This window comes from Mycobacterium sp. IEC1808 (assembly GCF_002101935.1).
GTDB lineage: Bacteria > Actinomycetota > Actinomycetes > Mycobacteriales > Mycobacteriaceae > Mycobacterium.
Genome location: NZ_LQPV01000042.1, coordinates 45570 through 57064, shown reverse-complemented (window position 1 = coordinate 57064; position 11495 = coordinate 45570). Strand labels below are relative to the sequence as shown.

Annotated in this window: 14 protein-coding genes; 6 read left to right on the top strand and 8 right to left on the bottom strand. The window is 65.3% G+C overall.

Going from position 1 to position 11495, the window contains the following annotated elements:
• Nucleotides 1-554 (top strand): integrase core domain-containing protein (locus AWB92_RS21585; RefSeq protein ID WP_142282207.1); only part of this gene is annotated, 554 nt, incomplete at its 5' end.
• 1138 nt (nt 555-1692) lie between these two features.
• Here AWB92_RS21585 and AWB92_RS21580 read toward each other — a convergent pair.
• The 6 genes from AWB92_RS21580 to AWB92_RS21555 form a co-directional block, all read right to left on the bottom strand.
• Nucleotides 1693-2313 (bottom strand): restriction endonuclease, encoded by a 621-nt coding sequence (locus tag AWB92_RS21580; RefSeq protein ID WP_085189265.1) that lies wholly within the window; start codon nt 2311-2313, stop codon nt 1693-1695.
• A 76-nt stretch (nt 2314-2389) separates the two neighbouring features.
• Nucleotides 2390-3034 (bottom strand): hypothetical protein, encoded by a 645-nt coding sequence (locus tag AWB92_RS21575; protein ID WP_085189263.1) that lies wholly within the window; start codon nt 3032-3034, stop codon nt 2390-2392.
• A 217-nt stretch (nt 3035-3251) separates the two neighbouring features.
• The gene (locus tag AWB92_RS21570) at nt 3252-4601 is read right to left on the bottom strand and encodes a cytochrome P450 (RefSeq protein WP_173817465.1); all 1350 of its coding nucleotides are present in this window, start codon (nt 4599-4601) and stop codon (nt 3252-3254) included.
• Between the two features lie 53 nt (nt 4602-4654).
• Nucleotides 4655-4951 (bottom strand): DUF4193 domain-containing protein, encoded by a 297-nt coding sequence (locus tag AWB92_RS21565; RefSeq protein ID WP_085189260.1) that lies wholly within the window; start codon nt 4949-4951, stop codon nt 4655-4657.
• Between the two features lie 154 nt (nt 4952-5105).
• Nucleotides 5106-5378, bottom strand: a complete 273-nt coding sequence (locus tag AWB92_RS21560; protein ID WP_085189258.1) for a hypothetical protein — start codon at nt 5376-5378, stop codon at nt 5106-5108.
• Nucleotides 5379-5442: 64 nt separating this feature from the next.
• Nucleotides 5443-5754, bottom strand: a complete 312-nt coding sequence (locus AWB92_RS21555; RefSeq protein ID WP_085189256.1) for a hypothetical protein — start codon at nt 5752-5754, stop codon at nt 5443-5445.
• 142 nt (nt 5755-5896) lie between these two features.
• Here AWB92_RS21555 and AWB92_RS21550 point away from each other — a divergent pair, with 142 nt between their 5' ends.
• The gene (locus tag AWB92_RS21550) at nt 5897-6589 is read left to right on the top strand and encodes an HAD family hydrolase (protein WP_085189254.1); all 693 of its coding nucleotides are present in this window, start codon (nt 5897-5899) and stop codon (nt 6587-6589) included.
• Here the strand turns inward: AWB92_RS21550 and AWB92_RS21545 are convergent.
• Entirely contained in the window at nt 6557-7063 is a 507-nt protein-coding gene (locus tag AWB92_RS21545) for a DUF6328 family protein (protein WP_085189252.1), read from the bottom strand. The genes AWB92_RS21550 and AWB92_RS21545 overlap by 33 nt on opposite strands.
• A gap of 105 nt (nt 7064-7168) precedes the next feature.
• Between AWB92_RS21545 and AWB92_RS21540 the strand changes: the two genes are divergently transcribed.
• The 3 genes from AWB92_RS21540 to AWB92_RS21530 are packed head-to-tail and all read left to right on the top strand — an operon-like array spanning nt 7169 to nt 10058.
• Nucleotides 7169-7729, top strand: a complete 561-nt coding sequence (locus AWB92_RS21540) for a hypothetical protein (RefSeq protein WP_068101872.1) — start codon at nt 7169-7171, stop codon at nt 7727-7729.
• Between the two features lie 11 nt (nt 7730-7740).
• The gene (locus tag AWB92_RS21535; RefSeq protein WP_085189250.1) at nt 7741-9057 is read left to right on the top strand and encodes a peroxidase; all 1317 of its coding nucleotides are present in this window, start codon (nt 7741-7743) and stop codon (nt 9055-9057) included.
• Entirely contained in the window at nt 9054-10058 is a 1005-nt protein-coding gene (locus tag AWB92_RS21530) for a hypothetical protein (RefSeq protein ID WP_085189248.1), read from the top strand. The genes AWB92_RS21535 and AWB92_RS21530 overlap by 4 nt, the downstream gene beginning before the upstream one ends.
• A gap of 12 nt (nt 10059-10070) precedes the next feature.
• Here AWB92_RS21530 and AWB92_RS21525 read toward each other — a convergent pair whose 3' ends face one another.
• Nucleotides 10071-10439, bottom strand: coding sequence for an STAS domain-containing protein (locus AWB92_RS21525; RefSeq protein ID WP_239645615.1), 369 nt, complete (start codon nt 10437-10439; stop codon nt 10071-10073).
• Nucleotides 10440-10595: 156 nt separating this feature from the next.
• Here AWB92_RS21525 and AWB92_RS21520 point away from each other — a divergent pair, with 156 nt between their 5' ends.
• The gene (locus AWB92_RS21520) at nt 10596-11489 is read left to right on the top strand and encodes an STAS domain-containing protein (protein WP_068184707.1); all 894 of its coding nucleotides are present in this window, start codon (nt 10596-10598) and stop codon (nt 11487-11489) included.
• Nucleotides 11490-11495 lie beyond the last annotated feature (6 nt).

The following is an 11495-nucleotide window of genomic DNA, read 5'->3' as shown; positions in this document are numbered from 1 at the left end:
GCAAGATCCCTGCCGGCGGCGGTTGGCGCATGCTGGGTCGCAGCGCAGGCAAGCACAACGCCCGGGCCGATCGCAGCACCGGCGTCCTCGACAAGCACTACCGGCCCGTGCGCGGCTATCACTTCCTGCACACCGCTATCGATGCGCACTCGCGGCTGGCCTATAGCGAGCTGCTGACCGATGAGCGCAAAGAGACCGCAGCAGCGTTTTGGCTACGCGCCAACGCCTGGTTCGCACAGTGCGGCATCTGCGTTCGAAAAATATTGACCGACAACGGATCCTGCTATCGATCCTATGTGTTCCGCGACGCTCTTGGCGGGATCGAGCACCGCCGCACCCGACCGTATCGCCCCCAGACGAACGGCAAAGTGGAGAGATTCCACCGCACCCTGGCCGACGAATGGGCCTACGCCCGGCTCTACCGCAGTGACGCTGAACGATGCGCGGAATTCGCCATCTGGCTCCACACCTACAATCACCACCGCGGCCACACCGCACTCGGCGGCCAACCACCCGCCAGCCGCGTACCTAACCTCTCAGGTCAGTACAGCTAGGCCTCTAGCTCCATTGCGCCTGCTATGGCCCCATGGCCGCGACAAGATCGAGTAGCCGACTACTCAGGCGCTCGCAAACCCGCCGTGAGACGTTGGGGCGGGTTGAGCGCAGTCAGGTTCTGGGACTGGTGAGCGTCGATGAGGGACTGGCGAAGGGATATTCTCATGAACTTGGATCCGACCTGCCGGAATGCACACGCACCATGGAGCGTCGTGATCGCCTCTCAAAGCAGCGCGGCACTGGCGGGCCTGCTTGCCGGATTCACGCTCACGGCGATTGCATTTCTGTTGGGCAGACAACGCAAAGAAGATAGGATTTTTCACGCGGTCGCATTGTTCGCACCCGGTGTATTAGTTCTCGTGCTTGCGTGCAATCAGTTTATCGGCATATGGGCGCTTGCCCCACCTCAAAATGACCCCCACACAGCAGAAGTTGTGTGCAGCCTCGCTTGGACACAGAGCATGGCCGCTAGCGGCATGCTAGCCGTCGGTTTCGTTGTTACCGTCGCCGGGCTGGGCTGGATAATAGCTCACATCGTGGACGCTGAAGCTGTCTTGGGTGCACAGGAAAAAGACAAGGAAGATCGCAGATCTCTGGTGCATCTCGGAAATTTCCTCGCGTTTGTAGCCATTGTCACCGTATCCCTCCTGTTGACCCGGACGTCGCTAAATTATTTCACGGTGATGGAAGACTTTGGCCTGCACGGGCCAAAGCGATTCAACGGCGCAGTATGGTCCATATTCGGATTAATGACGGCGATCAGTGGCGCGATCATTCTGGTCAGAACGGTAAGGTATTACCGACAACGAAACCAAATTTTCGGAGGCCGCGATTTGCTTAAAGAGTCAAATGCCGCTCGATGGTTCCGGCGCGCTTTTGTCATCTGCGTCGTTGTGCTAACAGCGGTTATGGCCTTAGTAGGACCCCTCTACTCCGGCATCGTCGCTCAAAACAATTCTGTGCCCGGCAAACTGGCGGCCTACTTTGGCTTGGGTTTGTGTCTGCTATTGCCGTGCGTGATTTTTCTGTTCATCTCCGCTTCGCTGCCCGGGCCAGATTTCTGGCATTGGATAAAACCGGGCGAGGCCGACGAGAAGCCAGGAGCGACTGAACAAAGCCAACGCAACCCTTCCCCGCCTAGGCCTCCGGCTCCGGCTGCAGCCGTGGGCGCTGGTACTGCGGCCGCGCCGGCATATGCGCCGCCCCGGCCCAGATCTGCACCTGTTCCCGACCGACGAGGCGGCAACGGTGCGTGGTCGCCAGCTGGCGGGCCGCCTTCGTGAACCCCTGATTGGTAACCACGACCGTCTGGTTGCACCGGTGGTGCAGGGCGCCGGCCACCACCTGCTGGACGGCGGCCACGCCGACGGCCTTCGCCTGCCTTTTGCATTGGACCGCCATGCACGCGCCGTCCCGCTTCGCGATCAGATCCACACCGTAGTCACCCGTGCTGGCGGTGTGCGCGACGCTCCATCCCACCGTACGAAGCTGTGCCGCAACGAATTCCTCGAACTCGACACCCGACATCTGGTCGATGGCCGCCAGGTCCGACGTCGCGTATCGCAGGTCACGCCGTCGCTGCCGCCCGACGCTGTAGCGGTCACGCCGAACACCGAGCCACAGCAGGGCGACGACGGTCAGGGCGAGGCCGCCCAGACCGGCCGAAAATCCCGCCGGGACGCTGCCAGTGGCGTGCTGAGCGAAATACCAAGGGACAGCGAACCCCAACAGCAGCAAGGACCCGGCGATTATCTCCATTGCTCCTCGGATTGGCTGCGTGGACTTGTGCGACGAAAGTACCGGATCGCTATGACAATTCGGCGCAGGCCACCTACTAGGAGGTGATGTCGGCCCTCGCCGGGTCGACGGCCGCGCCTATCGTCTGCTCGAGATCCTCCAGCCTGACCTTCAACGGCAGGAACTCATCCATGCCAAGCTCCGCCCGGACCGCATTGATAAATCGGTTCATTACGGCGCTGACATCGCTCGGCTGTATCCGGTTCGCCATCGGAAGGGCCGCGTAGAGCTGTTGGGTGAAGTTCACGGAAGCGGCCAATCCTGCCAGCCTGACGATGTGATTCGGTAGCAGCAAACGCATCTCGGCGACGATGACGCCCGCTTCCGACAACGTCGATTCCGCCGCCCCGATCGCCTCGAGAACGTCGTTCAACAGCTCCAGCTGCGACGCGGCGTCGGCAGCCCGCGAACGATCCGGATCGAATCCCCGCTTCTTGAAACCCGCCAACGCCCCAGCTGGGTCCTCGCCATTCGAGGGGCGACTCATCAGCTCCTTGAGTTCCTCGGCGCTCTCCTGAATCTTGGCGTTGTCGAGTCGTTGTTTGGATACGGCCTGTATGAACCTGACAGAAACATCGCGCATCTGATCGCGTCTTTGGCGTTCGCGCTCTGCCTTTTCTTCGCGGCGGTGGGCGGACGTCGACGTTAAGAATGTGATCAGGCCGCCCAGCAGAGTACCCACGAGTCCCGCCCCGGCCGTGAACAGTGGAAGCCAACACGGGCGCAGCGGATGCGGCACCTTGCACGGCTGCCAACGTCATCTCATCGTCCCCCGCCCCAAAAGAATTGGAGAAAACCGCCCCGATCCTTCCGGAGGCAAGTGTATGAGTCCCGGACCTCGGAGAGGGCGTCGACAAGCCAAAATCCCGAGGCAGCTTTGAGCGGCCGGTTGCGGCAACCTAGGCGTCGGGGCACACACGACCCGGCTCGAGAGGACGGAACCGAACCCTGGTGCCGTTGCGGGGTGCGAGCATGATGGAGCGCCGCACGATCCGCTCCGGCTCCTCGTCGACGGCGCTGAACTCGCCCTCGCGCAGCAGCGTATGCAGGACGGTGATGAGCTCGCGCATCGTGAACGCGGCCCCCAGACACCGTTTGACGCCGCCCCCGAACGGCACCCACGCGAAAGTCTCGGGTCGGGTGCCGAGGAATCTCTCCGGACGGAACTCGTTGGGGTGCTCGTAGGTGTGCGGGTTGCGGTTGACCGCGATGATGTGGACCACGATGCGGGTGCCGGCCGTCACGACATAGCCGCCGATCGGAAACGGCCGGGCCGCAACGCGTGCCGTGAAGGGCGCCGGCGGCCGGACCCGCAGCGTCTCGTGAATCACCGCGGTCGTAAAGGCTTCCTCACCGCTCAGGGCTTCGGTCTGTACCCGTCGTAGCGCGTCGGGGTGGTGCAGCAACAGGTCGAAGACCCAGGCCAGCGTCGTCGCGGTGGTCTCGTGACCCGCCAGCATCAGGGTGATCAGGTCGTCGCGAATCTCGCTGTCGGACAGCCGTTCCCCGTCGTCGCCGCGGGCGCACATCAGCAGCGAGAGGATATCGAGCTGCTCGCCCAGGCGGGGGTCTTCGCGCCGTCGCGCGATGAGCGGCATGACGACGCCGTCGATCTCGTCGTTGGCTCGCGCCCGCTGCGGCCACACCCTCAACGCGCCGAGGTGACGGAGCGCGTAGCGGACGGTCAATTGCTCCGAGACACCGAGGTTTAGCAGGCGCTCGAAGGGCTTGCCCAGCCGGCGGACCTCTTCGGGATCATCGACGCCGAAGGTGACCCGGACGATCACGTCCAGTGTCAGCGCGCGCGCCGCCTTCAGCATTTCGAACGGGCGGTCAACGGGCCAGCTGTGCATCGCCGCGCGGGCGCAGTTCTGCATGATCGGCACGTAGCTGCTCAGCGCGGCGCCGTGCAGCGGGGGCGTCAAGAACTTGCGCCGGCGCAGATGCTCCGGTTCCTCCTGCACGAACATCGACCCGGAGCCGTAGATGGCCGCCGCCGGTCCGACGCCCTCGCCGCCGAGCAGCACGTCCGGCGGGGCGGTGAAGACCTGCTTGACCAGTTCGGGGTCGGACACGATCGCCACGTCGCGCAGGCTGAGCACGGGCATGGTCATGATCGGACCGTATCGGCGGATCAACCGCAGCATCCGCCGCTCGCCGCCGACAAGATAGGCGACCGCATACGCCGCGGCGAACAGCGGCCGAAGTACGCGCGGAGCCGGCAGGCCGGGCGGACGGCTCAAGGCCACGCTGACGACCGAAACACGGCGGGCCTAGATGGTCAAGGCCCCCCGCGACGGCGTTACGCGCAGTCTGCGCAGACCGGAAGACCCGAGCTCGAGGGGCGCAACCGGCTGCGGTGCTGCACTAGAAAGCAGCTCGAGCACGTGAACTCGTCGGAGCGCTGGGGTATCACCGTCACCGACAATTCCTCGCCGGAAAGATCCGCGCCGGGCAGCTCGAAGAAGACCACGTCGTTGGGGTCCTCGTCGACCACCGCGGTGGGTGTACCGGTGGCCGCGAGTTCGCGTAGCGCGGACGCGTCCTGGGTCTCGACGTCGGGTATGCGGCGTGCGTCGTAATCGCTGGTGGTCGTCATGGCTGTTCCTCCCTGCTGGACGACGGGCTGACGCACTTGCCTGTACTCACCCGTGGCTGAGTCGGTACCCCGATCACGTGTCGATAACACCTAATCGGCTCAAAAAATTGCGCCGACGACAATTGGACGCCTCCCATGGCCGTGGAGGGCCGACTCAGCAGGCGATCGGCGTCTTGGCGTGCGCCGCGGAGCCGCCGGCTCTCGTGCCGTGCAGAAACAATGCGACGTTGGAGGCCCGGCGCTGGCTCCGCGAAACGAAAGCCAGGCCGACCCAGGGCGCCACGACGGCGAGGAGCAGCGCCACGATCGCCGCCCCCGCATGCCCGGTGACCAGCGCAAGAACGCCAACCACCAGACCGACCGCCCAGATGGCGGCAGCCACGCGGCCTGCGATGCCGGGACGCAAGGGGCCGGACGCGTCGAGCATGCGCCCCTTATGCCCGGCCAGGCCGAAAATTAAACATGTCGGCGGCGCCTCGGCCGGGCGACGGTCAACTGCTGGGCGGCGGTGCGGGCTTGTCGGAATTCATTGCCTGCCAGCGCACTTCGGCCGCGCGCACCTTGCGGTGCGTCTGCAACAGCCAGGCCACGCCCGCGGCGCCCGACACGGCGGCCAGCAGCACGACGATCGAACCGACCAGAAGGTGCCCGGTCGCGAACGCGTAAAGCCCGATCACCAGGGCGACCACGGCGACGGCCGCCGACGCGAGGCCGGGGGCATTGGCGGCGTGCGTCAACGATTCGCCGGCATGCTGGCGAGAAGTGCGGTGGTGGTCTACCGGGTCACTTTTCGGGGTTCGCAAATTCTCTCCTCGTGAAAACGCTTTTGTCCCAGTGCTGTTCGCATGGCGGATCGTGCCGAAGCCTCGTCGAGGTCTACCCGCCGCCCCCATGGGCCAAACGACGGCTCGTGTCAGCCTGCCCCGCCGCGGGTATGCCCCGCGGATGCGCAAACCCCCGGCCGTCCTGTTCGACGTGGACGGAACCCTCGTCGATTCCAACTATCTGCACGTCTACGCATGGCAGCGCGCCTTCGACGCCGAAGGCATGCCCGTCGCGGCCTGGAAGATTCACCGCTGCATCGGCATGGACGGCGACACGCTGGTGCGCACGCTGTCCGATGACGCATCCGACGACGTGCAGGATCGGCTCAGCGACGGGCACAGCCGCTACTACCGCGAGGCCACCCCGCTGCTGGCCCCCTTGCCCGGCGCCCGGGAGCTGCTGCGGCGCGTCGCCGCCCTCGGACTGCAAGTGGTGCTGGCCAGTTCGGCACCCGAGGACGAACTCAAAACGCTGCTCAAGACGCTCGACTGTGACGACGTCATCACCGCGAAGACGTCGTCGCGCGACGTCGACACCGCCAAACCCGACCCCGGCATTGTGCAGGTGGCGCTCGACCGGGCCGGGGTGGATGCGGACCACGCGGTGTTCGTCGGCGACGCGGTGTGGGATGCCCACGCCGCCGCGGCCGCGGGACTGCCGTGCATCGGGCTTTTGAGCGGCGGCATCTCCCGCGCCGAGTTGGAGTCGGCCGGCGCGTCACCGATTTTTACGGATCCGCAGGATCTCCTCGAGCATCTGGACTCCACCCGGATCGGGGCGCTACATACCGCGCGTGCGGAGCAACAGCGGTAGGAGCCACCAAAAGAACGCAAACAGCGCCAACGCACAAGCTCCCGCTATGAGCCCGGCGCTGCGCCCGGCAACCGAGTCGAAAACGATGACCGTCACCCCGGTCAGGGCGGTGCCCAGCAGCCCGAGCCCGGCGTAGGCGCATCGGTGCGCCGCCGAGACCAGGACCTGGAGGCGGTGCCGCCGGAACAGCAGCCGGTGAATGCCGACCGGGGTGACCAGCAGCACCGTCGCGCCCACCGAGCAGCCGACGGTCGCCAGGTACACGATCCGCATAGGTTCGGCGAGAACGTCGAAGCGCTGCTGGAACGGCAGCGTCAACAGGAAGCCGGTGAGCAGCTGGACGCCCGTCTGCACGACGCGCAGCTCCTGCAGCAGGCTGTTCCAATTGCGGTCCAGCCGTTCGATTTCGGTCTCGCCGCGCTGGCTGCGATCCCACTGCTGGTCATCTTCCGGATGATCGACGTCGTCACCCATAACACCGATCATCCCACCGGAAGTGATTTGTGGGCCAACGACCTTCCGAAGGGCCGGGCCGCGGTGAAGAATCAACCCGACAGGTCCGACCACGGGGAGAACACGATGCCGACCATCGACCACGAATGGAGTAAACCCGCCGCGATGGCCATCCCCGCGGAGGGATATTTCGAACTGCAGCGCGGCCGGTACGGCCCCGTCTTTCCGCGGACGCCCGCCTGTTACGGCTTCTCCATCATCGCCAAGGTCAAGCCCGGACGCGAAGACGTGATCCGCGAATACGGCAAGACGATCCAGGCTGCGATCGAGTCCCAGCCCGACCTGTTGGCCCCGCTGCGCCTGCACTACCTGCGGTGGGTCCTTTTCGACGTCGGCTTCGGACTGCACTTCCAATACCAAGGGATCTTCGACACCGATTTCGACAAGTACACCGAGGACGCGATAAAACTGTTCTCGCAGTCCGGCGTCACCACCGTCTTCACCAACCTCGAGGGCTTTCCGGAGGATTGGCAGACCAACCCGGACGCCTTCATCAAGTTCGTACGTGAGCACCAGTTCCCCAGCTTCCTGGAGTACGGCGAGTACCCCTACGTCACCGCCGACGAGATCAAAAAGGCGCTGCGCCTCAAGGCCGCCTTCTCCGACATGCTCGACCAGATGCAGTAAATGCTCGGCGCATGCTTGAGTTAGACAACATCCAGCACATCCTGGTGACCCGCACACCGGCGATGACGGGGCGCTACGAATTCTTGTCGTTCGACAGTCCGGCGGGGGGACGAGCGTGGCTGGGCGAGCTGGTGGACAAGGCCCAGTCGGCGTCGGACGTCCGGCGGACGATGGACAGCAGCGACCGGTGGATTACTCTCGCCTTCACCTGGAATGGGCTGCGGGCGTTGGGAGTTCCCGACGATTCGCTGGCCACCTTCCCGGACGAGTTTCGCGAGGGCATGGCGGCGCGCGCCGACATCTTGGGCGACACCGGATCCAACCACCCGCGCAACTGGGTGGGCGGTTTGGCCGGTGAGGACCTGCACGCGATCGCGATCCTGTTCGCGCGCAACGACGCCGAGCACCGGCGTTGCACCGCGGTGCACGCCGACCTCGTCGCACGGTGTCCGGGGGTGCGCGTGCTGTCCTTCCTGGACTTGAATGCGACGCCACCCTTCGACTACGCCCACGACCACTTCGGGTTTCGGGACCGGTTGTCGCAACCGGTGATCGAAGGAAGCGGCGAGCAGCCGACGCCCGGATCCGGGGGCCCATTGAAGCCGGGCGAGTTCATCCTCGGCTACCCCGACGAGGAGGGCGTCATCCCGAAACTGCCGCAGCCCGAGGAACTCTCTCGCAACGGCAGCTACATGGCGTACCGGCGCCTGCGCGAGCATGTCGGCCTCTTCCGCGGTTACCTGGCGTCGCAGGCGCAAACACCAGAGGGCCAAGAGCTCCTCGCCGCCAAGTTGATGGGACGGTGGCGCAGCGGCGCCCCGCTCGTCCTGTCGCCCGAGCGCGACGACCCCGAACTCGGCGCGGACCCCATGCGCAACAACGACTTCAACTACAAGGAGATGGACCCGTTCGGGTATGCGGTGCCGTTGGGTTCCCATGCGCGACGGCTGAATCCGCGCGACACGACGGTCAACATGAACCGGCGCCGCATGATCCGCCGCGGCGCCACCTACGGCGAGGCGCTTCCCGAGGGCGCCGACGACGACGGCGCGGACCGGGGCATCGCCGCGTTCATCATCTGCGCCAGCCTGGTCCGCCAGTTCGAGTTCGCGCAGAACGTGTGGATCAATGATCGCAACTTTCACGAGCTGGGCAACGAACGCGACCCCATCTGCGGAACACAGGACGGCACACTGGAATACAAGATTCCGAAGCGTCCGATCCGAAAGGTTCTCAAGGGGCTGCCGGCCTTCACCACGCTCACGGGCGGCGCCTACTTCTTCCTTCCCGGCATCAACGGCCTGAAGTACCTTGCGAGGACACCGTGAGCGCACCTGCACGCACCTACAACCAGAACCACGTATCCCGAGCGCACACCCCGGGTCGTCGCCGCATCAGCATCTATTGGACCTGGAGTTACCCCTGGGAAGCGCAACACGATCCCGCCGCGCTGGACAATCGGTTCTCCACGATGACCGAGGTCCGCCGGGTGGCCTGGCCGAACTACGAGACGGCGGAATGGGACGAGGCGCACTTCCTGCAGGGCATCGCCGGGACGCTCGAGCTGTTTCACCGCTCGACGCTGCACTTCCAGCAACTGGCCGGCGAGGTGACCGGTCACCCGGTCGCTGTCTTCCAGCGCATCGACCAGGCCGGCTATCACCTACCGATCGACGAGCGGGTGCTGGACGACACCGACACCCTAATGGTCTTCGGGCTCGACCACGTGCTCGGGCAGGAAGAGGCGCGGCCCGCGGAGGTCGAGGCGATTCGCGCCTGGCTGCAGCGCGAGGGCACCTGCCTGCTGTTGGCGCCGCACCACGACGTCGGCTTCACCGACGACGCGAAACAGCGCCAGACGGAGTTCCTGCACCACGGCGACCCGCTGGTTCCCCGCCAACAGCGGTTCAGCCAATACACCCGCTCCCTGATGAAGGCCCTCGACGTACCCGTCTACAACAAGTGGGGCCTGCGGCCGGCGGCCACCGACGGCCAGATCGCGCCGCTGACGGGCTTCCGCGACCTGGACGCCCCCGGGCTGCTGAACCAAGTCACGACCTTCAACTTCCATCCCCACCTGCCGCACTACGAATTGACGGCGCCCGAAAGTGCCGCCCTGCGCGTGCTGGGGCGCCAACGAATCGACCCCACGCGGCCACATCCCTTCACCGAGGCCGGCAACACCGAATTCAACGCCCTGATCTGGATGCCGCCCGACGGGGGCCGGGCCGGCGACATCGTGTTGGTCGACTCCACCAACTTCACGACGCTCTTCGGCGGCACCGAGAGCCTGGCGAACTTCTGGCGAAACTTCTCGCTGATGCGATAGCCCGAAGGCGCGTCAGCGGGTGCTGTTGCCGTCCCGGACGGCGGTCAACGCGTCATCCAGCGTCGGGTACAGCGGGAAGGTCTTGTCCAGACCGGTGAGGTGGATCGGCCGCCTGGTCGCCGGCCCACGCGCGACGACACCGAACTCGATGGATTTGCCTAGTCTTTCGTACGTCGCGGCCAGGATCTTCAAACCGACCGAGCCGAGGAACTCCACCGCCGAAAGGTCGATGACCAGTGCCGTCGGACCGTCCGCGATCACGGAGCTGATGGCCTGCTCGAGCGCCGGGGCGGTGACCAGATCGATTTCGCCGCTGACGCTGACCACGGACACGCCATCGTGGTCGGTAACCAGCGTGGTGATCGAATCAGGAGCTGACAATGGCGATCCTTTGTCCCGGGCCTTGAGTGTGGTGCAAGCCTAGCCTGCCATGCGAACTGCGAGAAGAATATGCCCTCGACAGTTGGGGCGCGATTATCCAGGCTAGTCTCCCCCATAGGCATACTGCGGAGCGCGCTGCGGCACATGGGAGGCCAGATGTCAGATTCGCTGTCGGATTTAGGCACCACCAGCACCGCCGCGCAGACGGTCAGCGAGGGCCTGCTGCCTCAGCTGGTCCAGCACCTGCGCCAGAACCGCACCGTCCTGCGCGAGGAGTGGGCGCGCAGGATCACCGAGGCCGAGCTGCTCACCGCGATGACCCCGGAGGAGATCTTCTCCGAAGCGACGACGGTGTACGACAGCTACGTCGAGGTGCTCGAGACCGGTAGCGTCGAGGCGCTGCAGGATTACGCGCGCGACCTGTCGGAACGCATCATCCCCCGAGGCGTGGAAACCGACGAGGTCGTCGGCATCGTGCTGCTGCTCCGCGACGTGCTGGCGCGGTCGCTGTTCGAGAAGTATCAGACCGACTTCGAGATGCTCAACCGCGTCCTCGACGCGTACGAGCCGGCGGCCAACCGCATCGCCAACACGGTGGCCGTGTCGTTCGTGCAGGAACGCGAGCGCATCATCCGCCAGCAGCAGGAGGCCATCCGCGAGCTGTCGACGCCGGTGCTGCAGGTGCGCGAGCAGCTGCTGATTCTGCCGATCATCGGCGTGCTGGACAGCCAGCGAGCCCGCCAGGTCACCGAACAGCTGCTGCGGGCGATCCGCGCGAACCGCGCGAAAGTCGTCGTCATCGACATCACCGGTGTGCCCACCATCGACTCCACGGTGGCGAACCATCTCGTGCAGACGGTCGACGCGTCTGGGTTGATGGGCGCCAGCGTGATCATCACGGGCCTGTCGTCGGAAATCGCGCTGACGCTGGTCACCATCGGGCTGGACCTGTCCAAGATGAACGCCGTCGGCGACCTGCAGGGCGGCATCGAAGAAGCCGAACGGCTGCTCGGTTACGAAGTCACGCGTACCGGTGAGCAGACCGGATAGCCACCA